The 24702-nt window shown below is 53.9% G+C and carries 25 protein-coding genes and 1 tRNA gene; 7 read left to right on the forward strand and 19 right to left on the reverse strand.

Annotated elements, in window-relative coordinates; translation table 11 throughout:
* Positions 1-181 precede the first annotated feature (181 nt).
* Positions 182-1162, forward strand: coding sequence for a recombination-associated protein RdgC (locus tag KSF73_12560; GenBank protein ID MBV1776541.1), 981 nt, complete (start codon positions 182-184; stop codon positions 1160-1162).
* 108 nt (positions 1163-1270) lie between these two features.
* Positions 1271-1477, forward strand: coding sequence for a hypothetical protein (locus KSF73_12565; GenBank protein MBV1776542.1), 207 nt, complete (start codon positions 1271-1273; stop codon positions 1475-1477).
* A gap of 6 nt (positions 1478-1483) precedes the next feature.
* Here KSF73_12565 and KSF73_12570 read toward each other — a convergent pair whose 3' ends face one another.
* From KSF73_12570 to KSF73_12595, 6 genes are read right to left on the reverse strand one after another with little or no spacing between them, the layout of a single operon-like run.
* Positions 1484-2683, reverse strand: a complete 1200-nt coding sequence (locus KSF73_12570; GenBank protein ID MBV1776543.1) for a tryptophan--tRNA ligase — start codon at positions 2681-2683, stop codon at positions 1484-1486.
* 19 nt (positions 2684-2702) lie between these two features.
* A complete protein-coding gene (locus KSF73_12575) occupies positions 2703-3338 on the reverse strand; it encodes a site-2 protease family protein (protein MBV1776544.1) in 636 nt (211 codons plus the stop codon).
* Positions 3339-3379: 41 nt separating this feature from the next.
* On the reverse strand, positions 3380-4006 hold the full coding sequence (locus KSF73_12580; protein ID MBV1776545.1) for a threonylcarbamoyl-AMP synthase: 627 nt from the start codon (positions 4004-4006) through the stop codon (positions 3380-3382).
* Positions 4007-4052: 46 nt separating this feature from the next.
* On the reverse strand, positions 4053-4907 hold the full coding sequence (locus KSF73_12585; protein MBV1776546.1) for a PHP domain-containing protein: 855 nt from the start codon (positions 4905-4907) through the stop codon (positions 4053-4055).
* 43 nt (positions 4908-4950) lie between these two features.
* A complete protein-coding gene (greB, locus tag KSF73_12590) occupies positions 4951-5508 on the reverse strand; it encodes a transcription elongation factor GreB (protein ID MBV1776547.1) in 558 nt (185 codons plus the stop codon).
* Between the two features lie 15 nt (positions 5509-5523).
* Positions 5524-6990 carry a pseudouridine synthase gene (locus KSF73_12595; GenBank protein ID MBV1776548.1) on the reverse strand — a complete coding sequence of 489 codons (1467 nt, stop codon included), beginning with the start codon at positions 6988-6990 and terminating at the stop codon, positions 5524-5526.
* 134 nt (positions 6991-7124) lie between these two features.
* Here KSF73_12595 and KSF73_12600 point away from each other — a divergent pair, with 134 nt between their 5' ends.
* From KSF73_12600 to KSF73_12610, 3 genes are all read left to right on the forward strand, one after another.
* The gene (locus tag KSF73_12600; GenBank protein MBV1776549.1) at positions 7125-8105 is read left to right on the forward strand and encodes a serine/threonine protein kinase; all 981 of its coding nucleotides are present in this window, start codon (positions 7125-7127) and stop codon (positions 8103-8105) included.
* 287 nt (positions 8106-8392) lie between these two features.
* Positions 8393-11113, forward strand: coding sequence for a TonB-dependent receptor (locus tag KSF73_12605; GenBank protein ID MBV1776550.1), 2721 nt, complete (start codon positions 8393-8395; stop codon positions 11111-11113).
* Between the two features lie 387 nt (positions 11114-11500).
* Positions 11501-14137: a TonB-dependent receptor gene (locus KSF73_12610; protein ID MBV1776551.1), complete on the forward strand. Its 2637-nt coding sequence runs from the start codon at positions 11501-11503 to the stop codon at positions 14135-14137.
* A 150-nt stretch (positions 14138-14287) separates the two neighbouring features.
* On the opposite strand, the gene KSF73_12615 is transcribed toward KSF73_12610, so the two are convergent.
* Positions 14288-14363, reverse strand: a tRNA-Thr gene (locus tag KSF73_12615).
* Positions 14364-14403: 40 nt separating this feature from the next.
* The gene (locus KSF73_12620; GenBank protein MBV1776552.1) at positions 14404-15429 is read right to left on the reverse strand and encodes a CDP-6-deoxy-delta-3,4-glucoseen reductase; all 1026 of its coding nucleotides are present in this window, start codon (positions 15427-15429) and stop codon (positions 14404-14406) included.
* 47 nt (positions 15430-15476) lie between these two features.
* Between KSF73_12620 and KSF73_12625 the strand changes: the two genes are divergently transcribed.
* A complete protein-coding gene (locus KSF73_12625; protein ID MBV1776553.1) occupies positions 15477-16349 on the forward strand; it encodes an NAD(P)H-binding protein in 873 nt (290 codons plus the stop codon).
* 38 nt (positions 16350-16387) lie between these two features.
* On the opposite strand, the gene KSF73_12630 is transcribed toward KSF73_12625, so the two are convergent.
* From KSF73_12630 to KSF73_12655, 6 genes are read right to left on the reverse strand one after another with little or no spacing between them, the layout of a single operon-like run.
* Entirely contained in the window at positions 16388-17146 is a 759-nt protein-coding gene (locus KSF73_12630; GenBank protein ID MBV1776554.1) for a flagellar brake protein, read from the reverse strand.
* A 27-nt stretch (positions 17147-17173) separates the two neighbouring features.
* Positions 17174-17761, reverse strand: coding sequence for an SCO family protein (locus tag KSF73_12635; GenBank protein ID MBV1776555.1), 588 nt, complete (start codon positions 17759-17761; stop codon positions 17174-17176).
* Positions 17762-17784: 23 nt separating this feature from the next.
* Positions 17785-18690 carry a heme o synthase gene (gene cyoE / locus KSF73_12640; protein ID MBV1776556.1) on the reverse strand — a complete coding sequence of 302 codons (906 nt, stop codon included), beginning with the start codon at positions 18688-18690 and terminating at the stop codon, positions 17785-17787.
* A 1-nt stretch (position 18691) separates the two neighbouring features.
* Complete coding sequence (locus KSF73_12645; protein MBV1776557.1) at positions 18692-19678, reverse strand: COX15/CtaA family protein; 987 nt, start codon at positions 19676-19678, stop codon at positions 18692-18694.
* A 20-nt stretch (positions 19679-19698) separates the two neighbouring features.
* On the reverse strand, positions 19699-20274 hold the full coding sequence (locus tag KSF73_12650) for a cytochrome C oxidase subunit I (GenBank protein MBV1776558.1): 576 nt from the start codon (positions 20272-20274) through the stop codon (positions 19699-19701).
* Positions 20258-20947 (reverse strand): SURF1 family protein, encoded by a 690-nt coding sequence (locus KSF73_12655; GenBank protein MBV1776559.1) that lies wholly within the window; start codon positions 20945-20947, stop codon positions 20258-20260. Before KSF73_12655 ends, KSF73_12650 begins: the two co-directional genes overlap by 17 nt.
* A gap of 78 nt (positions 20948-21025) precedes the next feature.
* Here KSF73_12655 and KSF73_12660 point away from each other — a divergent pair, with 78 nt between their 5' ends.
* Complete coding sequence (locus KSF73_12660) at positions 21026-21226, forward strand: twin transmembrane helix small protein (protein MBV1776560.1); 201 nt, start codon at positions 21026-21028, stop codon at positions 21224-21226.
* Positions 21227-21273: 47 nt separating this feature from the next.
* Here the strand turns inward: KSF73_12660 and KSF73_12665 are convergent, their stop codons facing one another.
* From KSF73_12665 to ctaD, 5 genes are all read right to left on the reverse strand, one after another.
* The gene (locus tag KSF73_12665; GenBank protein ID MBV1776561.1) at positions 21274-22125 is read right to left on the reverse strand and encodes a cytochrome c oxidase subunit 3; all 852 of its coding nucleotides are present in this window, start codon (positions 22123-22125) and stop codon (positions 21274-21276) included.
* A gap of 62 nt (positions 22126-22187) precedes the next feature.
* Positions 22188-22394, reverse strand: a complete 207-nt coding sequence (locus KSF73_12670) for a DUF2970 domain-containing protein (GenBank protein MBV1776562.1) — start codon at positions 22392-22394, stop codon at positions 22188-22190.
* On the reverse strand, positions 22391-22957 hold the full coding sequence (locus tag KSF73_12675) for a cytochrome c oxidase assembly protein (protein MBV1776563.1): 567 nt from the start codon (positions 22955-22957) through the stop codon (positions 22391-22393). The genes KSF73_12670 and KSF73_12675 overlap by 4 nt, the downstream gene beginning before the upstream one ends.
* 1 nt (position 22958) lies before the next feature.
* Positions 22959-23060, reverse strand: a complete 102-nt coding sequence (locus KSF73_12680) for a cytochrome oxidase small assembly protein (protein ID MBV1776564.1) — start codon at positions 23058-23060, stop codon at positions 22959-22961.
* 10 nt (positions 23061-23070) lie between these two features.
* Positions 23071-24699 (reverse strand): cytochrome c oxidase subunit I, encoded by a 1629-nt coding sequence (ctaD, locus tag KSF73_12685; protein ID MBV1776565.1) that lies wholly within the window; start codon positions 24697-24699, stop codon positions 23071-23073.
* Between the last annotated feature and the right edge of the window lie 3 nt (positions 24700-24702).

Here is a 24702-nt window from a genome sequence, read left to right on the forward strand (position 1 = left end):
GTCTGCCTGCAATCAGGCAGCTTATTCAGACGCTCATTCGCATCCTGTCGCAAAAATGCCAAACTTCTAGCAAAAGAATCAATCACATGATGCGATTGAGTCGTTGAAGGCAGCTAGAGTAAATCGCCATTACCCCGCAAGCGCGGTACAATCGCCTGCCTTCAATTGCCGAAACTATGCCATGTGGTTTAAAAACCTTCAGCTTTACCGTCTCGATAATGATATCGATACCGCTAGCCTGGATCCGATTTTAGCCAAGCGACAATTTGTTCAGGCAGGTCAGCTGGATAGACTGTCCGCAGGCTGGATTCCGCCGGCCAGTCACGCGCCCGATCTGTTTGCCTATCCGGTTGCGGGTGCATGGATGATTGCCTTGAAAACAGAAGAGAAAATTCTGCCTTCAAGTGTCGTCAAGGAAGAAGCGGCTACCCGCATCGAAGCAATTGAAGCCAAGGAACTGCGCAAGGTTGGAAAAAAGGAAGCTAAAGAAATTCGCGAGCGCGTAGCCGACGAATTGCTCCCGCGTGCATTTAGCCGCACGCGTGTACTGCGTGCAGTGATTGATCCCGCAGAGCGCTGGATCTGGGTTGATACACCCACGGCAGCCAAAGCCGAACTCATTCTGCAACTGCTGCGCGAGTCGATTGGCAGTCTGCACTGCCGCCTGCCGCAAACCAAGCTGGAACCGGTGACGGCCATGACAACTTGGCTGGAGCATGGCGCACCAGAAGGCTTCACGCTCGATGCAGATTGTGTCCTGAAAGCCCCGGGAGATGGTGCGCCACAGGTCACCTGCCGCCGTCACGATTTGTCCAGCGAAGAGATTCAGTTACATCTGAAATCGGGAAAAATGGCTACCCAGCTGGCACTCAGCTTTGCGGATCGCCTGTCATTTGTATTGGGCGAGAAACTGCAGATCAAGCGACTGGGCTTTCTGGATGTGCTCGAAGACCAGATCAAAACTGCCGATGCCGAAGATGCCGCAGCCATGTTCGACACCAGTGCGACCCTGCTTGTTGAAGAAGGCCGCGCCCTGATCAAAGCCATTATCGATGCGCTTGATGGTGAAATGCAGCGTGACACCAGCGCACCAAGCGCCAGCGCGCCTGCAGCAGTCATGAGCGGCGGTGAAACGACAAGAGGTCAGGATGTGCCCTGGTAAGAGGCGACGCCGCCTGTCTCACTGAAGCAAAGTGTGCGACAGGCGGTCAGAGCAATGGACATGTTCAGGCGCACAATAGCATTGCCATCAATTGTCGGAGATCGGGATATGGATGCAATCAGTGGCATTAGTCCGTCAGCAGCGACTGCGGGACAAGTCCAGTCCAGACAGTCGCACGCTTCAGATCAGTCAAGACGGCAGGCTGAGCGGCGTGAACAACACACCACGGACATGGTGCGTGCGACCGATGCGGCTAAAAAAGCACTCAACGGCCAGGGACAGGTGGTGGGGCAGCTCATTCATACATCCGCATAATCGATTTCAGTAATCCAGCCCCATCACTTCACGCACTTCACGCATGGTTTCCTGCGCCAGATCCCGCGCGCGCTCACATCCATCAGCCACAATCGACTTCACCATGCCCGCATCGTCCACGTAGGGAGCAACTCGCTCCAGCATGGGTCGACGCTCAGCAATAATCGCGTCGATTAAGGGCTGCTTGCAATCCAGACAGCCAATGCCGGCAGAGCGGCACCCCTGCTCAACCCAGTCACGGGTCTGCCCATCCACGTAGATCTGATGCAGGCGCCACACGGGGCACTTTGCAGGTTCACCGGGATCGGTCCGGCGAATTCGGGCAGGATCCGTCTGCATGCCACGGACTTTTCGCGTCACATCCTCAGGCTCATCCCGCAGCAAAATCACATTGCCAACCGACTTTGCCATCCGCTCGCCATCCAGACCGGGGAAATACTCTATGTCGCCGCGCAAAGGCTGTGGCTCCGGCAAAATCACCTTGCCCCGCCCTTCCAGATAGCCAAACAGGCGTTCACGATCCCCCATGTTCAGATTCTGGGCATCCGCCAACAGGGCACGCGCTGATTCCAGCGCCTCATCGTCCCCTTCCTGCTGATAAGCCGTACGCAGTTCGTCATATAACTTGGCGCGCTTACTGCCTAACTTACGCACTGCAGATTGCGCCTTTTCCTCAAAACCCGGCTCGCGTCCATATAAATGGTTGAAGCGGCGCGCAATTTCCCGGCTCAGTTCGATATGCGCAACTTGCTCGTCGCCAATCGGCACTTGAGTGGCACGATAAATGAGAATATCCGCCACCTGCATCAGCGGATAGCCCAGAAAACCGTATGTATCGAGTTCCTTGTGACTCAACCGATCCAGCAGTTCACGATACGTTGGCACACGCTCCAGCCACGACAGTGGCGTAATCATGCCCAGCAAGGCAGTCAGTTCTGCGTGTTCGGGTACCCGGCTTTGAATGAAAATGGTCGACTGCGCCGGATCTACGCCTGCAGCCAGCCAGTCCAGCACCAGTTCATGCACATGCTTGCCCACATCTTTCACATCATCATATGCAAGCGTCAGGGCATGCCAATCAGCCACCATGAACATACAGGCCGTCTCATGCTGCAGACGTGTCCAGTTTTTAAGCGCGCCGTGATAATGCCCCAAATGCAAGGGACCCGTCGGACGCATGCCAGTTAATACACGATCAGGAAACATGTGATGTCAGATCCGGAGCCTAAACCAATGCTTTCAGTAAAGTCAGTAGAACAATGATGATCGGAACCATCACGATCTGCAGAATATGCAGCATCATCAGCACCACAACCAATATCATGCCCCATGGTTCAAGCTTGGCCAGTTTCAATGCCAGATGAGTCGGGAGCCAGGCAATCAGTATCCGCCCCCCCGCCAATGGTGGAATGGGGATCAGGTTCAGCACCATCAGCACCACGTTGACTTGCATCCCGGCCTCAGACATCAAGCTCAGTGGCACCTGATAGGCATTCCCACCCATATAGGTCGATGCTTTCAGCATCAGCGTCCACAGAATGGCCATCGCCAAACAGGCCAGGGGACCTGCGGCTTCAATCCAGATAATGCTTTTCTTGGGATTGCGTAAATTGCGAAAATCAATCGGAACGGGCTTTGCCCAGCCAAACAAGATTCCGCCCAGCATGATGCAGATGGCTGGTACAACAAGCGTGCCGACAATATCGATATGCTTGGCCGGATTAAAGGTCAGCCGCCCACTCATGGCAGGCGTACGGTCACCAAAATAGTTCGCGACATACGCCTGAACAGCCTGCTGCATCGTGATCGCAAAAATGATGGGCAAGGCCAGTATCAGTAATTTCTCTATTGCTGCATCCATTCAGGTATCTTCACATCTCAAATCAAGTCAGAACTGCTTATCTACGATAAACCCAGCTTGGCCGGATCACCCTTGCCATGTCTGATCAGCACTGGATCATCCTCACTCAGATCAATCACTGTCGTGGGTTCGGTGCCACAGTAGCCACCATCGATGACCAGTTCGACTTCGTGCTCAAGGCGCTCGCGGATCTCCCAGCTATCCGACGGCGGAAATTCATCCCCCGGAAACAGCAAGGTGGACGACAGCAAAGGCTCGCCCAGAGCCTCTAGCAAAGCCAGCACCACTGCATGATCAGGGACGCGTAAGCCTACGGTCAGACGCTTCGGGTGCAACAGACGGCGCGGTACATCCCGTGTCGCCTGCAGGATAAAAGTATAACTTCCCGGCGTGACACTTTTGATGGCACGGAACTGGCGATTGTCGACCTTGGCATACGTACCCAGTTCGGACAGATCTTTGCACAGCAAGGTGAAATGGTGCTTGTCATCCACCTGGCGAATGCGGCGGATCCGATCCAGCGCATCCTTATTGCCTAGCTGGCAGACAAGGGCATAACAGGAATCCGTCGGCAGCACGCAAATGCCGCCTTGCTTGAGGATATCGGCCGCCTGACTGATCAGGCGTGACTGGGGATTGTCGGGGTGAATCGAGAAGTATTGAGCCATGTAGTCAGCTTAGCGATGTGGCGTGCATTGCGCAAAACATGGCAGCTTAAGCAGTTGCAGGCGCCTCGGCAAGCCATCTTTTCCAGACTGGCTGCAATCCGGGCGGCAAGTCGCTCAGAATACCCGGCTCGCGAGCCCCCTCACCGGTCGCATGATAATCACTACCAGCTGAAGCCATCAGCCCGCGCTGATCGCAAATTCGGGCGAAGCGGTTCACGTCGTCAGCTGAATGGCTGCCCGATACAACCTCCAGCGCCTCGCCGCCACACGACACAAATTCATCCAGCAGATCGTTCATGGCCTGCTTGCCGATTTCGTATCGCCCCGGATGCGCCAGAACCGCTACACCGCCAGCTTCTCTAATCCAGCAAATCGCGTCCACCATCGTTGCCCATTCATGCGATACATAGCCTGTCTTTCCCTTTGCTAGAAATCGCTTGAATACCGCATTCATATCTTTGGCAATACCGCGCTCGATCAGATGCCGGGCAAAGTGCGCCCGCCCGATCATCTCTGGATTATCGGCATATTTACGCGCCCCCTCTAGCATATCGGGAATACCGACTTTGGCTAAGGCGGCCGCCATTCGCTCTGCTCGCTCCGTCCGTCCCACGCGCACACTTGCCAGCCCTGCCAGCAAGGCTTCGTTCTGATCATCAAACCCGAGTCCGACGATGTGAATCGTGTGTTTGCGCCATGAAACAGACACTTCCACACCATTCACAAATTGCATGCCGAGCTCATTGGCTCTTGCTCGCGCCGCCGGCAATCCTCGCACATCGTCGTGATCAGTTAGCGCAAACAGCGTGCACCCACGCCCCTGTGCACGCGCAACCACCTCAGCAGGCGGCAACATACCGTCCGAGATCGTCGAGTGAGCGTGCAAATCAATTGTAAGCATGTGAAACCTTTGAGAGCCTGCGAAACCGAAAGACAATGAAGGCCTATTCAATCGCGCGGTAAACCACTTCGAGAATGTCGATCTCTTCTTCGCCGGCCGGGCCGCGAAACACCACAGTATCTCCTTCACGCGCCTTGAGCAAGGTGCGCGCAAGCGGGGAGATCCAGCTGATATGGTTCTTTTCCAGATTCAGTTCGTCCACGCCGACAATGGTGACAGTTTGCTCATCACCATTGCCGCGCTGCACCGTAACCGTTGCGCCGAAAAAAATCTGATCGGTGGCTTCACGCGTTGCAGGATCAACCACTTCCGCAATTTCGAGACGCTTGGTCAGAAAACGAATACGGCGGTCAATTTCACGCAGGCGGCGCTTACCATATAGATAATCACCATTTTCCGAGCGATCGCCATTGCTGGCTGCCCAGTTGATGATCTGGGTGAGTTCCGGGCGCTCCTTGGTCACAAGCACATGCAACTCGCTGCGCATGCGCTCCCAGCCGCCCGGCGTCAGGTAATTCTTGGTGGACTTTGGCAGTTGCAGATGCTCGGGGAGAAGGTCGTCTTCATCCCCGTCTTTTTCCTGAGTAAATGCCTTGCTCATACAATCCGGTTCAAATCAATGTTCGCCTTCGCGTCCGGTCAGACCCAGGCCCGCCCATTTCATGACAGCCAGCACTTCCGATTCGCCCAGTTCGTAATACTGACCGCGCTTCAGGCGCGATGGCAAGGTCAGCGCACCAAAACGGACACGCATCAGGCGGCTCACTGTGATGTCGAAATGTTCGAACATCCGGCGCACTTCACGGTTCCGGCCTTCCTTCAGAATAACGCGATACCAGGTATTCTTGCCCTCGCCACCCTGCTCTTCAATGCGGTCAAATTGCGCTGTACCATCATCCAGCTCAATCCCCGCACGCAGCGCTTTCAGCTGTTCATCCGTCAGCTTGCCAAGCACACGCACAGCATATTCGCGTTCGACTTCAAAGCGCGGATGCATCATGCGATTGGCAAAATCACCCGACGTCGTAAATAGCAACAGACCCGAGGTATTGAAGTCAAGACGCCCGATTGCAATCCAGGCAGACGACTGCAGGCGCGGCAAGCGCTCGAACACGGTGGTGCGGCCTTCCGGATCATCACGGCTGACCAGTTCACCTTCTTGCTTGTGATACATCACAATGCGCGGCAGACGATCCGGCCAGCGCACATTGATCGGTTTACCATCGAAGCGGATATTGTCACCGGGCTTCACACGCGCCCCCGGCAAGGCCACACGGCCATTGATACTGACACGTCCTTCGGCTACCCATACATCGCAATCACGGCGTGAACCGACACCAGACAATGACAACGCCTTTTGCAGTCGCAATTCGCCGACATGGCGTGCTTCAACACGCTTTTCGCGCAGCTGCTGGTCGACCATCCGGGCCTTTTCGCTCCCCGAACGGACAATCATCTTGCGGGCACGCTCGACGGGCGGCAAGTTGGGCCGCTGATCACGGCCAGTCGGACGCGGCTGATCCTGCCCGCCAGTGCGACCGTCAGCAGGTTTTTCCTGATTCTGACTGCGCCCCCCGCGACCACGTCCCTGATCGGACCCGAATTCATTGCGACGGCCACGCGTACCCTGGCCTTCAGGTGCGAAAGAAGCACCTTGAGCGGGACGACGACCTCTGGGCGCTTCTTGCTCTACGCCACGCCCTTCACCCCGACGCCCCTGACCGGAAGATGTCTCATCACGTCGGAATCTACCCTGCTCGCCGGCTTGACCGCGGCCTTCAACACGACGTTGCTGACCACCACGCGCGGCTTGACTGTCAAAACCGGATCGACGCTCATCGGCTCGACCTTCGCCGCGCCGTGATTGTCCCTCTGATGATTGACTATTGCCGCCAAATCCCTGACCCCGTCCTTCGCTACGACGCTGTTGACCTTGGCCACCGTCACCCGCAAAGCTCTGGCCGCGGCCACGCTGACCACCCGCTGACCCGGCTGGACGACCCGCGCCACGCGGCGAGCGGTGTCCTTCCCCGGTTTCCCGGCGGGATGCATCCTGACGTGGTGGTTTGCGGGACGAATTCATGACAGCTCCTTGGCGCACAATGCAAATCGGCGGCCACGCCGCCGATCAGTATTCAGAAACATAAGTATGCTGGCATTATAGCAAAGGCCGGCATCACGTGCCTCCCTAAACCAGCATCCGGGTACAATCCAGCCATGACACACACCATTCCCTACGCATCGCTGACACCGGATTGCATTCTAAATGCAGTGGAATCACTGGGCTTATTCACTTCTGGCAGTCTGCTGGCACTAAACAGTTTCGAAAACCGGGTCTGGCAGATCGGCATGGACGAGGGCCCGCCCCTCATTGCCAAGTTCTACCGCCCCGGCCGCTGGACGGACGAGCAGATTCTCGAAGAACACGCATTTGCCCAGGAGTTAGCAGAGCGCGACATTCCGCTTGTCGCCCCGCTGACCTTAAATGGTAAAACCCTGCACCACTACGACTCCTTTAGATTCGCTCTATTCCCGCGACGCGGCGGTCGCCCGCCAGAACTCGAGCAGCGCGACGTTCTTGAATGGACGGGCCGATTTCTAGGCAGAATTCATGCAGTTGGCTCATCCAGACCCTTTATCCAGCGCCCTGCCCTGAATATCGAGACTTTCGGATTCGCCTCTCTCGACACCATTCTGTCCACCACCTATCTTCCCGACTCCCTCAGGCAGGTATATGAAGGTGTTGCCCGCCAAGCACTCAGCAGCGTCATCCGGCGATTTGAAGATGCAGGCAGCGTAGCCCAATTGAGACTGCACGGAGACTGCCATCCCGGCAATATCCTATGGACGGATGCCGGTCCGCATTTTGTCGATTTGGATGACGCAAGAACCGGCCCGGCCATTCAGGACCTCTGGATGCTACTGAGCGGCGATCGCCAGCATCAGACTGCGCAACTCTGCGACTTACTGTCGGGATATGAAGATTTTTGCGAATTCAACTCGCGCGAGACGATGCTGATTGAACCTTTACGCACCCTGCGCCTGATTCATTACAGCGCATGGCTCGCCAGACGATGGGATGACCCTGCCTTTCCCGCTGCCTTTCCCTGGTTCGATACGCCACGATACTGGGAAGCACGGATTCTTGAGCTGCGCGAGCAGATTGCGCTCATGGATGAAGCACCGATTCAAGTCTGAACGAATGCCATCCCCATCCATTTAATCCAGCCTCGACAAATCAGTCAGAATCGAGCGCTACCGCCTCTTTAGCTGGGTACGCGCTCATTCGTGCAAATTCACCACACTCAAAAGCGGAAATCACACAAAGTGTTGTTTGCAGCTCTAGATGCAAGGCATCATACGTTTTGTGCTCAATTCACCAAATTGTGACAACCTAATTACAACATGTCGAAATCAAAACGACAGCGTATCCGAAATAAACACGCAGCGGACTGACAAACACCGCGCCCCAACTCAACGGAGAGATGGTAATGAAGATCAAGTACCTGGCCCTGGCGGTTTCCGCCATTGGTCTGACCCAAGCAAGTTTTGCAGCTGACGCAAAAACCGAAACCACACAAAAGGTCGAAAAGATCGAAGTGACCGGTTCGAACATCAAGCGCGTCAATAAAGAGTCGGTATCTCCGATCACAACCATCGACAAAGAGCAAATCAGCCGCTCGGGCGCTGGCTCGGTGCTGGATCTGATGCGCAACCTGACCTCCGCGGGTGGTAACGGCGGCGAGTTGAGCGGTGCAGGTTCCTTCCGCAATGGCGCAACCAGCGTCAACCTCCGTGGTCTGCCGACTCTGGTTCTGCTGAATGGCTACCGTCTGCCGAGCTCCGGCTCCGACGAGTACAGCGGTCAAACATCCGTTGACCTGAACACCATCCCGCTGGCCGCCATCGACCATATCGATGTACTGAAGGATGGCGCCTCCGCCATTTACGGTACCGATGCAGTGGGCGGCGTGGTCAATATCATTCTGCGCAAGAGCTACACCGGCACTGAAGTCAACGTGTCTCACGGCGCCACCACCGAAGGCGGCGGCGATCTGACACGTGCAGCCGTCACCACTGGTTTTGGTGATCGTTCGGAATCCAAGTTCAACGTCACTTTGACCCTGTCGGCCGAAGAGCGTAAGGCAATTCATGGTACCGATCGTGACTGGGCGATGGAAATGGATCGTCGCTACATGCCAAACGGTCTGTTCAATGGCGGCGTCTACGGTTCCAAGGGTTCAGATCCGGGCACACTGTCGCTGGGTGGCTCGCAACGTATGCCAGATCCGGCTTGCGCCAAGGAACACATCAAGGCCTATCCGGATGCACCGGAATGGTTTGCTGCGCCCAATCGAAACGCCTGTATGTACGCAGCAGCAGAAGCCATCGACCTGCTGAAGCCGTTCAAGCGTTACAGCGCCATCACCAGTGGCACATGGGATATCACCCCGGATCTGAGCGCCAATGGCCAGTTGTTTGTGAACCACTACGAGCTTCGCGCTGTCGACAGCCCGGCCTGGATTCAGGATGCACCGCGCGGCAATGTGCTGCTGGTGCCAGCTAACAACAAGTTCAACACCTTTGGCGTTCCAGTACGCGTTCGTCGCCTGTTCCAGGCTGAGGAAGGTGGCTCACGCTCCAGAATCGACACCATCTGGGGTGTAGGCTCGCTGACCGGCCGCCTTGGCAATTTCGACTGGACTGTGTCCGCAGGCCACGGTGAAGAAAAGGGCGACATCCGCTACTTCGGCACCTTCCTGCACGACAAGCTGCAAAAGTACCTGGCTGAAGGCAAATACAATCCGTTTGGCGGCAACAACAATTCCGCGCAAGTGATTCAGGAATTGACTGCCGATCATGCCATCCAAACCAAATCAGTCACTGACTTCATTAGCGCAAAAGCAGCTACTGAACTGGGCTCCCTCCCGGGCGGCGCAGTTGGTGTAGCCGTTGGCGCTGAAATCAAGCAAGACAAGCTGACCTACAATCCGACTCAAGCATGGCGCGATGGCGCAATCGGCATTTACTCTGTGCTGCGCGGCATTGATGGTTCGCAAAAGCAATCCGCAGCATTTACAGAACTGAACTTGCCACTCCTGAAGAATCTGGAAGCGCAAGTGGCTGCCCGTTACGACCACTACGAGTTTGCAGGCAACACCACAAATCCGAAGATCGGCGTGCGCTGGACCCCGACAGACAACCTGCTGATTCGCACCACCTACAGCACCGGCTTCCGCGCACCAACCCTGCCGCAAACCTTCAATGAAGGTCGTGGCGGCTTCGCAAGTGCTCGCGATCCGAAGCGTTGCGTACCGAAGGATGTGTTCTTCGGTAACGACTGTGCAGGCTCCGTACTTTCCGTTGTGACCGGTACCCGCGACGTGAAGCCGGAGAAGTCCAAGAACTTCAACCTGGGCTTCGTGTTTGAGCCGATCAAGAACACCAGCTTCGGTGCAACCTACTGGCGCATCACCTGGAAGGATCGTATCGAAAACCTCGATTCCGATACCGTTCTGGCAGGTGAAGATGGTGCATATAAGAACAACGTGATCCGTCAAGCGATTACCGCTGAAGATCAAGCTGCCTACAATGCACTGACACCTGAACAACGCGCCAAGATGGGTCCGCTGGTTGGTCGTCTGAAGGAAGTCCGTGTTGGTCTGATCAACCGCTCCGAAGTATTCACAGACGGTTACGATCTGGATGCAACCACCACCCTGCGCACCGCTGAATCGGGTCGCTTCAAGTTCTACACTGAAGCCACCTACCTGGCACGCATGAACAGCTCGCTGCTGCCTGACGATCCGTTCATCAACTGCGAAAACGATACATCGTGTGATGCTGGTGAATACCAGAATCCACGCTGGTTGGCCAAGGTTGGCGTGAACTGGGACATGGGTCCGTACCAAGCTACCGTTGCTGCGAACTATGTTGGTCACTACCGTGTCAGCCGCTCGCCTACAGCTACCATCAATGCTTACTACGGTCAGTATGATGATGGCGTGAGCGTAACCAGCTCGACACTGTTCGATGCATCGTTTGGCTACACCGGCTATCGCAACACCGTTCTGCGCTTCGGTATCAACAACCTGCTGGATCGCAAGCCACCGTTCTACAGCGGCTCGTCGCTGGGTTATGACAGCGCATACGGCAACCCGCGTGGTCGCTATGTATACGGCTCGATGACCTACCAATTCAAATAAGCCACGTCCTCTCAGGCCTAGCCTGAGTTGACCTGGCACTCCCCGACTTCAATCGGGGAGAGTGAATTGAATACCCTGCCTGCATCTGCTGGCAGGGTATTTTCTTTATGACGGTTAAGATCATATCGTCTGTATTTGCTGTGATTTTGCTGATTCCCAACTCGTCGCTTCGATATTTATCAAGTGATTCATTGCCTAATCCAGAACTCGCGACAGATATGCAACAGCACCAAGCACATTTACTGCATATATGTTGGGTTTTACCTTAAAATCGCCGTCGCCCTTCGTCGGGCTGTCCAAAAAAACAGCGCCGGAAAAACCGGCCGTACATGCAATAAATCTAGGCACGGCCTGAACAACAGCCGCACGCCTCTTCCAGGAGAAGGTATGAAAATCAAGTATCTGGCCTTGGCCATTTCCGCCATCGGCCTGTCGCAAGCTGCATTTGCAGAAGACGCCGACGCCCCGAAAAAAGTCGAAAAAATCACCGTGACTGGTTCCAACATTAAGCGCATCAATGTTGAAACCGCTACACCGGTCGAAGTTCTGAGCAAGGCTGATATCGCCAAGAGCGGTGCCGGCTCTGTCGCTGAGCTGATGAGCCAGCTGCCATCTGTGTCGGCTGATTTTGGTACCTCCTCCAACTCCTTCTCGCAAGGCGCAGCCTCTGTATCACTGCGTGGCATGGGCGAAAAGAATGTGCTGGTACTGCTGAATGGCCGCCGCATTGCAAATTACGCCTACGCCAACTACGACCACTCATTTGTCGATCTGAACTCGCTGCCCCTGTCCGCCATCGAGCGCGTGGAAGTGCTGAAGGATGGCGCATCTGCGCTGTACGGCTCCGATGCCGTTGCGGGTGTGGTGAACTTTATTACCAAAACCAATTACACCGGCACAGAAATCCAAGCCCGTTATGGTCAGAATACCGCAGGCGATGGCCGCGAAAATTCGGCCAGTATTGCAGCAGGCTTTGGTGACATCAGCAGTGAAAAGCAGAATCTGCTCGTTTCTTTTAATGCCTACTATCGCGATCCCACTCTGGATTCGATGCATGAGCTGACCAAATCTAGCGACCTGCGCAAATATGGCGGTCAAGATGGTCGTTCAACATCGGCCTTTACCGGCAGCTGGGCTCAACAAAGCGACTATTGGTTTAGCCCAATTCCTGGCTGTCCGACAGATCGCCAAGCGGTGTCCGACCGGAAAACCGACGGCGTGTATTGCCGTTACGAAACGCGTGGCACAACCGTTTCCGTACCGCGAGCCGAGCGCGCAGGCGGGAGTGCGTTCTACACGCGTGAACTCAATGCCAATCACACCTTCTTTGCAGAAGTGGGTCTGAATCGCAATGTCACACATTTCGACACCGGATACGCAAGCCTCGGCTTTACAGACAGCGGTAACAGCGGCAAGCAAAGTCGGATTATCGATTCCGACATGGCCGCTTACCCAACCTATGGTAGCGGTGGCCCTCTGGTGGTTGCGCGCGATGTCTACGAGGCAGGACGTGGCAGTTCGGATCTCAATTCCAACCTGACCCGGGGTGTGGCTGGCTTGAAAGGCCAACTGGGTAGCTGGGATTACGAAACGTCGCTGGCATGGAGTCAGGTATTCAATACCACCGTCGACACAAAGAAGTTGCTGAGCAATGCAGTGACAGATGCCTATGTAAATGGCGGCTACAACCCATTCGTGGCCTGGAATGAACGCAGCGATGTCAACAAGCTGCTGTATACATCCTACCGCACGGGTAAAACCAAGCTTGGCACCTTTGAATTCAAGATGAGCAATAGCGATTTGTTCACCCTGGGTGCCAATCCGGTTGGCTTTGCATGGGGCGCGCAAATGATGCGCGATCGACTCGAAGAAACATTCGATGCACAGGCACTGGCCGGCAATATCGAAAACATGGGCGGCAACAGCGCCGATGGTAGCCGCACGATCCGCTCGCTGTACGGCGAATTCAGCCTGAGCCCAATCAAGCAAATCGAAGCGCAGCTTGCCCTCCGCTACGATAGCTACAGTGATGCGGGTAATTCCACCAATCCTAAGCTGGCTGTGGCCTTCCGCCCCAATGACACATTGTTGCTGCGCGGTTCGGTGACAACTGCATTCAAGGCGCCTTCCCTGTCTCAGTTGAACATGAGCCCGGTTACCTCTTACACCCAAGTCGCAGACTGGGTACGCTGCGATCCGCTGGGTTATGTAGGTAGTGATTGCCGCTACGACAACAAGCAACTGACACTCGCAAATAAAGCGCTCAAGCCAGAGACCTCTACAAACTATTCTCTTGGTGCCGTGTTCCAGCCTATCAATGCCCTGATGGCCAGTATCGACTTCTTCAAGATCAAGCAGAAAGATACAATCGAAACGCTGGATGCTCAGTACGTCTTGGCGCACGAATACCTTGCCGACAAGAAAACCAAAGATCCCGTCTATTCGGAGATGATCGATCGTCAACCACGTAATCCGGGTCTGGAAGCAAAATATCCCGGTCTGCATGATGGTCGTCTGATTGGCATGCACCTGCCGTTCATGAATATCGGCCGCACCGAAACCTCGGGCTACGAACTGGGTCTGCGCTACACCTTGAATGCGGGCGAATTGGGCCGCTTCACTGTGAACGAACAGCTGAGCCGCATGCTGGTACTGAAGAAATCCTATGTGCCCGAGCTCGACCCGACCAATCGCCTGGGTGATCTATACAACCCCGCATGGCGCAATGCAGCGCGTCTCTCCTGGGTGCGCGGCTCGTGGTCTGCTGATCTTGTCACTCGCACCACAGCCGGCACTTACGATCTGACCGATCTGCAGAACATGCAGGAGGACTCGAAGAAGCTGTCGACTTACTCCAGTTCGGATCTGAATGTGGCGTACACCGGTTTCAGGAATCTTGTCCTGAACGCAGGTGTACAGAATCTGACAGACAAGCAGCCTCGGTTTGCAAAAGCTGCAGGTGCCTTCTGGGATAACACATCCGGTCGTTATGTATATGTATCCGGTACATATCGCCTGAAATAATCAGTTGAAATGTATACAAAAAGACCACCATTTGGTGGTCTTTTTTTACGTAAATTGCGTACATCCATTGATGTGGATTGAGCGTCGACAGATTAAAATTAAATGCATAGAAAAAACAAAACCCAGCCGAAGCTGGGTTTTGTTTTAATTTGGTGCCGACTACCGGAATCGAACTGGTGACCTACTGATTACAAGGCAGTTGCTCTACCAACTGAGCTAAGTCGGCGTAGGAGTAGAATTATAGCGGCCTATTTCATTCCTGGCAACTATTTTTTTAATAAATCTTTTGACATGAAGAATGCGTCGGAGAAAAACGCATCGTCAGGCAAGCCACGTCCGGTGAACCCACCATGCGCTGCTTCAACCATTACAGGGGCGCCACAGGCATACACTTCGAAGCCGGACATGTCTGCGAAGTCATGCGTGACAGCCTCATGCACAAAGCCTGTACGGCCTTGCCAATGATCTTCCGGCTTAGGCTCGGAGAGGACTGGAATAAACGTAAAGTTTGCATGCTCGGCCTGCCATTGTGCGGCAAGCTCCGGCATATATAAATCCGCCAGCGAGCGCGCGCCCCAATAGAGAATCATTTCCCGATCGATTCCCTTATGAATGGCGTATTCAACAATACTCTTAATAGGAGCAAAACCTGTTCCGCTTGCCAGGAAAATAATAGGCTTATCGGAATCTTCTCTCAAAAAGAAAGATCCAAGCGGGCCAGTAAAGCGGAGAATCTCTCGCTCACGCATTTGGCTAAATACGTACTCGGAGAATTCACCGCCAGGCACCAGGCGAATATGTAATTGCAAGATGCCATCTACATAGGGTGCATTCGCCAATGAAAAGCTGCGCTTTTTACCGTCACGCGTATGGATATCGATATATTGACCAGCCAAGAATTGCAGCCGCTCATTCGTGGGCAGTTTCAGAGACAAAACTGCGACATCATGAGATACCCGATCAATCTTTTCTACCCGACAGGGTAAGGTTCGAATCTGAATATCCTTAGTGGCCTGAATCTCGCGGCACTCAATGACCACGTCGTCTTCCGGCACAGCGCAGCAGAACAGCGCCAACCCAGCCGCAACCTCAGTCTGATTCAAGGCACTGGTAGAGTGATCGCGATGGCGTACCTCTCCCGCCAGCACTTTTCCCTTACATGCACCACACGCCCCATTGCGACAGCCGTAGGGCATGTTGAATCCTGCGCGCATTGCCGCATCGAGAATGGTTTCCCCTTCTTCAATGGCGATGGTTTGCTTGCTCGGTTCAATCGTCAGTTGCTTTGCCATGAACTTTCCTGCTGGCATGATTCAATGCAATTGGAGACAATGTAATCATGCAAAGATTATTGATCGTTGGATGTGGCGACGTCATGAAGCGCGCCGTTCCGTGGTTGACCCGCCACTTTGAAGTGTATGCCATCGCACGGAGCCATACATCGGCTCAGCACTTGCGCAGTTTGGCCGTCAGGCCTGTGCTTGCCGATCTGGATCAGCCAGCCACGCTGGGCAGACTCTCAAATCTGGCGGAGGTCATTGTTCATTCCGCCCCGCCGCCGGGTACTGGCATGCAGGATGGTCGAACGCGGGCGCTCATTGCCGCCTTACTCAAGGGCAGGAGTGTACCACGGCGTATCGTCTATATCAGTACAAGTGGTATCTACGGCGATCATCAAGGCGCGATCATTGATGAGACGGCCCGACGGCACACGCAGTCCGGTCGCGCCATTCGGCGGGTAGATGCCGAACAGCAACTTCGTCATGCGTGCAAGGCCAAGGGTATAGAGCTGATCATTCTACGTGCGCCGGGGATATACGCAGCCGATCGTTTACCGATCGACCGGCTTCGCAATGGTACGGCCGCTATAAATCACGAAGAGGACAGTTACAGCAATCATATCCACGCGGATGATCTGGCAAAGGCGGTGTGCCTCGCCCTCTTCCGGGGGGCAAACGGCCGGGCAATCAATATCAATGATGACTCAGCCTGGAAAATGGGTGAATGGTTTGATCGGGTCGCGGATTACGCCCAGCAGCCACGTCCGCCAAGAGCTTCAAAAGAAAGCATACGACGTTTAGTCTCCCCGCAATTGTGGTCTTTCATGCAGGAGTCCAGGCGTCTGACGAATCAGCGGATGAAACGTGAACTGAAGCTACGCCTGGCCTATCCCGATGCTAGCCACCTGTTCAAGCTCACTCGCAAGGGGTGAGTGAGCCCAGAAACGAATGGTCAGTATGGCTTGCCGGATTACTTCTTGAGCAATTGATGACGCTCGCGCTCTAGCGTTGCGATAAAGCGCTGCAAGATGTTTTCAACATTCCGCGGCAAATCGACAAACTTGAACCCCGCCAATACTTGAACGTTACCGTTGCGCTGCGTCACCTTACGGGCGCTCCGCACTTCAAGCGTCACTGTAATCAGGCCCATGGTGCCCAGATCAAGTCGGCAATCTTTGAAGTGATCCAGTACCTCGGCATGCACCCCTTGAGGCAACCATCCGCCCAATCCGCCAATGGAGATATCGTGTAGCGACATATCTACCATCCGTCCATCCGGATGTAGCATCTGGCAGAGAATGGGTTTTCCGACCGGTGTTTCCAGACGGAAAAACTCGCGACGCTGCAGCTTGATCATGTCGGGCGGAAAGGGTGCCTTGAATGCCGGCCCGCTATCCAGGGTCACTTTGCTCACATTGCCGCGAACAACAAACTGGATCTTGACGCCCTCGGGCGCAGCGGCAAAGACGACACGATCAGCCGAGGTGACCGCCTGATTGACGCGCTCCGCACCGGATACATCAAACCAGAAATGGCCTTCTTTAAGATTGACGTCAACGATGGTTGAAATAAAGCTGGTTTTGCCATGATCAACGTAAACGCACGTCAAATCATGCTTTTTGGCTAATGCCAGCAGCGCATGACCGATTTCCATCGGTGAATGCAGCATGTACGAACTGACATCCACACCTTCTGGAATCAGTGCAATGGTATTGGAATTGACGTCCACAGTTTTATTTATACCCAACCGTACCAATCAGGAGCGCAACAACTCGGCAATATCGTGGGTAAACACGCTGCTGCCCGAACCATAGTTCACGAACAGACGGATTTTACCCTCTCTATCTAGAATATAGCTGCCCGCACTGTGGTCAACACTGTAATTTTTAGGATCTTTGCCGTTTACCTTCTGGTAAACGATCTTAAAGCTGTCCGCAACAGACTTGATTTGCTCCGGTGAACCCGTCAGTCCGACAAACCGTTTATCGAATGCAGGCACGTACCGGGCTAATGTTGCAACATCATCGCGCTCGGGATCAACTGACACAAACAGAACCTGCACATGCTCGGCTGCCGCACCGAGCTGTTTCATGGTGTTACTCAATTCGTACAAGGTGGTTGGACACACTTCCGGGCAATGGGTAAAGCCGAAAAACAGGACAACGACCTTTCCTCGATAATCCTCTAATCGATGCGTCTTGCCATCATGCCCAGTCAATACCAGTGGCCCACCTATCGCAGCCCCGGTAATGTCGACAGATTGAAAGCTAACCTTCGGCTTCTCCTGTCCGCATGCGCCGATCAAGATACACGCAACAAAAATGGCAAGCACGCGCAACCACATGCAGGATTCCTTCATTCAATCAATCACATAATCGGCACATAGTGATCAACCAGCAGTGCCGCAAACAACAAAGTCAGATACAGAATCGAATAGCGAAACGCACGCCTGGCGAGCGCATCCGAATACTGTTGTTTGATTCGCCAAGCATAAACCAGATAGATGCCATCCAGTAGCAATACCGATACCAAATAGATCCATCCGCTCATCCGGGTCGCAAAAGGCAAGAGGGTAATCGCAGTCAGGATGACTGTATAGAGGAAAACGTGAAGCTGGGTAAATGCCATGCCATGCGTCACCGGTAGCATTGGCAGTCCGGCTCGCGCATATTCCTCTTTTCTATACAGCGCCAACGACCAGAAATGCGGAGGTGTCCACGCGAATATGATCAAAAACATCAGCATGGCATCGTGCGATACCGTGCCCGTCATCGCAGCCCAACCCAGAATAGGCGGCATAGCACCAGATGCACCTCCGATGACAATGTTCTGCGGGGTGTTCGGTTTAAGCAACAAAGTATAAATGATCGCATAACCAACAAATGTAGCCAGCGTCAGCCACATCGTCAGTGGATTCACCCATTCATGCAACATCGCCAATCCGGCCAGTCCGAATACGCCAGCAAATGCTAGCGTTTCCGTCGTGCTGACCTGACCTCTTGGCAGCGGGCGTGCACGCGTGCGAGCCATAACTGCATCAATTTTCTGCTCAACCAGACAGTTAATTGCCGCTGCCGCGCCGGCAACCAAGCCGATCCCCACTGTTGCTGCCGCCAATGTGCCCCAGTCTGGCATTCCCTTTACCGACAGAAACATGCCAATGACCGCACAAAATACGATTAGCATGATCACACGCGGCTTACTCAGCGCAATAAATGACTTCAGGCGTTGTATCAGTCCCGCTTCCACGCGCCGTTCGATTACCGTTTCCATTTCATGCCTCCTTGCTTGCTGCTGCAAGCCTGAAATTGACGATCACCATCAGCACAAGCAATAGACCTGCGCCCGCGTTATGCATCACTGCCACCGGCAATGGCAAACGCAACAATACATTCGCAATACCCAGCGATACTTGCAGAACCAGCGCCAATACCAGTATCCACTTCATGCGGGGTAATGCAGCTGCGCGATGAAGACGCCAGACAAGATTCAACACTGCAATTGTTGTGATCAGTGCACCGACGCGATGCAACCAGTGAATGCCGGTCATATTTGCCATATCCAGCGGGCGGCCATCAGCGGTTTGCCCTAATTCACGGAACAGGTGAAACGCATCCCCAAAGGCCATTGGCGGTACAAGCGCGCCCTGACAAGTGGGGAAATCAGTACATGCAAGCGCCGCATAATTCGTACTTACCCAACCGCCAAGTGCAATCTGGAGCACGACACATCCAAGTGCGAGCAGCGCCCAGGGACGAATAGAGGCATTCACAGGACGCACATGTTCACGCGTATACCCCAGCTTGAGTGCCCACCATACCAGCAGAATCAACGTAGCCAATCCACCCAGCAAATGGGCGGTCACAATGGCAGGCTTGAGCAGCAACGTGACCGTCCACATGCCCAAGGCCCCCTGCAGACAGATGACCAACACCAGTGCACCCGGCAAGCGCAATGATTGCTTTAGCTTATCCCGCATCATCATGGCGGCGATAAACAAACTCAGGACAACCAAGCCAAGCCCGCTAGCGAAATAGCGATGTATCATTTCCCGCCAGGCCTTGCCCATAGATACATAGCCGTTGGGCGCCTCACTGACTGCTGCATGTATTTCACTGGCTGCGTGGGCTGGCGATAACTTGCCATAACAACCCGGCCAGTCCGGACATCCCAATCCCGCATCAGACAATCTGACGTAGGCGCCAAGCACAATCAGTCCAAATGCCCAGATCGCAGCAAATAGTACCCATTTACGAAACATAAACTGCTCCTCTTATTCGCCTAGCCCAGGCGTTCGTTATTTTTCAGCAGTTTGCCGATTTCCTTGATGACTTTCTGTCGATTAGCGTCATCGGCGTAACGCATGACCTGATTCCCTAGCGGATCAATCAGATACATTGCGGATGCGGTATCGCCATCCAAAGCCACATCAGATGCCAATACGCGAACGTCCGCTCCTTCTGCAGCCCGCAAGGCATCCTTTTGAGGCCAAGTGCCATCACTCACAATCCATACCCGCCGAATGCGCTCCATATCTTGCCCCTGGGCAAGTCGGAACTGGCGCGATGCAAACAAACGATCTCGGCAGCTTTGCTCGCACCCCGACGGTGCAAGCACCAGCAAAAGCCATTTCCCTCTAAATGCATCGAGCCCTGCAACCTGACCGCGCTCATCCAGAAGCCTCATGTCGACAACAGGTTTTGTGTGCAAAAGCTCGCCATAGCTTTGCCCACCAGAGGGCTTCCATATGAAATAGGAGGCCATCGCAGCCACAACCGGCACAATTGTCAGACAGGCAATGCCCGCAACAATCCACTTACCGTTCCGCTTACCTTCGACTTTATCGGTCTGTGCCATCTTTTTGCTTCCAGTGGGATCTGACAAATAGGATCAGCGCTACCACTGCAAATAGCAGCCACTGACCTGCATAACTGAAATTTTTGAATGCTCCGTCATCCGGAGGCATCCAGTCACGTGTAAGTACACGATCACTGTCAAGTTGCTCGGCACAGGCATCTAATGAATGGCCAATCATCCGCTCATACGCCACACGATCGAGGTTCTGCCAGACCTGCCCCGCAATCTGCTCATTGGACAAGGCAAGGTATCTAAATTTGAATGGCACCACGCGCAGGGTAATGGTTTGCAATCCTGTTGCCGGTTGCGGAATGGCCGTCGCCGGAAGATCACGCGGGATCCATCCGCGCTTCACGAGTACAACCTTGCCATTCGCCAACTGAAACGGCGCAATGGCCAGATAACCGGGGAGCTCGCCATGCATTTGATTGTCTAACAGGATGGCACCGCTTTGCAGCCAGTGTCCCGTCACTACATAGGCTCGCCAGACCTCAGCGCGAGCGAGTTCCATGTTCAGAGGCAGAGGCTTGTCATTCAGGACATGCTGATACGCCTCTCCGGAACGCATGCGCGCTTTCCCCTTCTGATATTGCCAGTTTGCCAGCAACAGGGTAGCGCCCAGGAACAAGAGGGTAATACTCAGAACCAGTGGGTGGGGACGACGCAACAACATGACATTTCTTCGGTAGGGGGACTGTTTGCGGATGATGCTCGAGACTAGACTGGCGCTTCTACAACTCAGGGCATAGACATGAAAATTCTGGTTGTCATCATGATTGCAGTGATTCTGTTTTCGCTGGGAAGCGCACTGACTACCTTAATCAAATACCGCGGTGAGTCCGAAAAGACGGTCAAATTTCTAACGATTCGTGTCGCGCTGTCCATCATTCTTTTCTTGCTGCTGATGGTGGGCTTTGCAACCGGTGTATTTCAGCCACATACCGTGGCCTAAGCCATCGAAAAAGGGGACGAAGACCGCGTCCCCCTCCCCTTCATCATTTACATCCAGTACACAAACACAAACAGGATCAGCCACACCACATCGACGAAGTGCCAGTACCATGCGGCCGCTTCAAATGCAAAATGGTGGTGAGGATTGAAGTGCTTTTTAATTGCTCGGACAAGCTGAACGGTCAGCATGATCGTACCAATCAGCACATGCATTCCGTGAAAGCCGGTCATCATGTAAAAGGTACCGCCGTACACGCCCGACTTCAGGGTCAGATTCATTTCTGTAATGGCGTGGTGGTATTCCATGACCTGAAATCCAAGGAATAAGGCACCAAGACCAACTGTCAAAATCAGACCTTGAATCAGTTGGCTATTTTTCCCTTTCATCAGCCCCCAGTGCGCCCAAGTCAGCGTAGCGCCGGAGGTCAGCAGCAAAAGCGTATTGATTGCAGGCAGGCCAAATGGCTTCATGGCTTCGTAGTGCTCGACACCGCTTGGTGCGACTTTCATCGGCCACTCACCAATGAAATCTGGCCAGAGAATTTTGTGGCTCAGACTTGCCAGATCAGGCACCGAGATTTCGCGGATGTAATACAGTGCGCCAAAAAACGCCGCAAAGAACATCACCTCGGAAAAAATAAACCAGCCCATTCCCCAACGGAATGACATATCCACCTGTCCGGTATAGCTGCCCGCCTGTGATTCATGAATCACATCGCCAAACCAACCAAACAGCATGTACAGCAAAATCGAAATACCGAGTGCGAGCGACCCATACCCGATCCCCACTCCGTTAATCGACAATGCGGCGCCGAGGCCAATAAAGAACAGCGCAAACGACCCAACCAGCGGCCACTTCGACGGCTGCGGTACAAAGTATCCAGTTTGATGCGTTGCCATGATGTTGCTCCGATGTCGTGCAATACTTGATTGCGGTTTCTTAGATTTCTCGGGTGATTCCATCAACGTGTGATCGTTCTAACCAGCAGCACCAGTACCGTAATCAAGCAGGCAACACAGATAACGGCTGCCAGTATGATCTGTAACGGAGACAGCTTTGCTTGATCCTGCTTTGAGTGCGCTCCCTTCCTAATACCCGTGAATGCAGAAAAGACCGTCAAAATTGCGGGTACAGGATTCCATTTCACACCCGGCTTTTCTGAGTTCATGTCCGCTCCGCATGCTGATTGCCATCGGTTCCACCTACCGCAAAAAAGCTGTATGAGAGCGTGATATTCGTCACCTCTTCGGGGATGGATGGATCAATCGTAAAAACAACGGGCATTTTCCGGTTTTCGCCCGGCATAAATGTTTGCTGGCGAAAGCAAAAACACTCTAGCTTCTTGAAGTAACTGGTTGCGAGTGCAGGTGAATAGCTGGGAATCGCCTGACCAATGATTCGCTCATGGCCTGTGTTTTCCATTTCATATCCTACCTGCACCAACTCGCCAGGATGTACAGTCACGCGTCTGGATTCCGGTTTGAATCGCCACGGCAAGTTGCTGCGCAAATTTGCATCGAACTCGACGGTAATGGTTCGATTACGATCCACTTGCGTCGAAGTCCGGGCATCCGCCTTTACTACATTATTGATACCCGTTGCTTCGCAGATTTGCTTGTACAACGGGATCATGGCGTAGCCAAAGCCAAACATCATCAATGCAATAATCAGCAACCTGCCTAACAGGCGGTGATTCTCCATCTGTTGTCCTGCTTTGCGACGCTCACTCATCTCAGTGCCCGAACAGCGAAACCTTGATCATCAGGCCCGCAAAAAAGACCAGCGCAATGGAGGCAAGTACAAGTGCAAGCCGAACATTCTTTTGGCGATCCATCTCAATTTCCTTAATGCAGCTTCTGCAATTCACTCAGACGATCCACCACTTCACGTGCAGGTGGCTGATCCCATGTATGGAAAGGCGCAGGCGATTCCACCTCCCATTCCAGGGTGGTTCCGCCATCCCATGGCTTAGCTGGCGCCTTACCGGCACCACCACGAATGGTTTGAATCACATTAAACAGGAAGATCAATTGACCAAATCCGAACAGGAACGCACCAACCGTCGCAATGGAATTGAATTCGGTAAATTGAGCTGCATAGTCGGGAATGCGGCGCGGCATACCAGCCAGTCCCAAGAAGTGCATCGGGAAGAAGGTAATGTTGAACGAGACGATAGACCACCAGAAATGGAATTTGCCCATGCCTTCGTTGTACATATTCCCCGTCCACTTGGGCAGCCAGTAGTAAGTTGCACCAAACAACGTGAACAATGCACCTGCAACCAGCACGTAGTGGAAATGCGCCACCACATAATAAGTACCATGCAATTGCACATCCACCGGCACCATCGAGAGCACCACACCCGAGAACCCGCCAATGGTGAACAGACAGACGAAACCGATTGCAAACAGCATCGGGGTTTCAAAGGTCATGGAGCCTTGCCACATCGTAGCGACCCAGTTAAAGACCTTCACACCTGTTGGCACCGCAATCACCATCGTGGCAAACATGAAGAACAGCTGTGCAGTTGCAGGCAAACCAGTGACGAACATGTGGTGTGCCCACACCATGAACGAAAGAATGGCGATGGAAGCAGTTGCATAAACCATCGAGTGGTAACCAAACAGCGGCTTGCGTGCGAAGGTCGGGATGATCTGGCTGATCACGCCGAACGATGGCAGCGCCATGATGTACACCTCGGGGTGGCCGAAGAACCAGAAAATATGCTGATACAGAATCGGATCACCGCCACCCGCCGCATTAAAGAATGTGGTGCCAAAGTGACGATCTGTCAGCACCATGGTCACGGCAGCCGCCAGAACCGGCATCACGGCAATCAGCAGATACGCAGTGATGAGCATCGTCCAGGCAAACAGCGGCATCTTCATGAGGGTCATGCCCGGTGCGCGCATGTTCAGAATGGTCACGATGATGTTGATCGAGCCCATGATCGACGAAATCCCCATGATGTGGATCGCGAAAATGGTCAGGTCCATCCCCATGCCCATCTGGGTAGCCAACGGGGCGTAGAGTGTCCAGCCTGCCGCTGCAGCACCACCAGGCACAGCAAAACTGATCATCAGCAATAAGGCTGCAGGTGGAAGCAACCAGAACGACCAGTTGTTCATCCGTGCAAATGCCATATCCGGCGCGCCGATCATCAGTGGCAGCATCCAGTTTGCCAGGCCGGTAAAGGCAGGCATGATGGCACCAAACACCATGATCAGTCCGTGCAGTGTGGTGAACTGGTTAAACAGCTCCGGACGGAAGAACTGCAGACCCGGCTTGAACAGTTCCAGACGGATACACAGCGCCATGACGCCGCCCGAAAAGAACATGATCATGGAAAACCACAGATACAGCGTACCGATATCCTTGTGGTTGGTTGCAGTCAGCCATCGGGCCATGCCCGTTGGAACGGCATGATCGTGATGATCATGTCCGTGATCGGGAAGATGGGTAGTAGTTGTCATGTC

The sequence above is a fragment of the Burkholderiaceae bacterium DAT-1 genome, assembly GCA_019084025.1.
Lineage (GTDB): Bacteria > Pseudomonadota > Gammaproteobacteria > Burkholderiales > Chitinimonadaceae > DAT-1.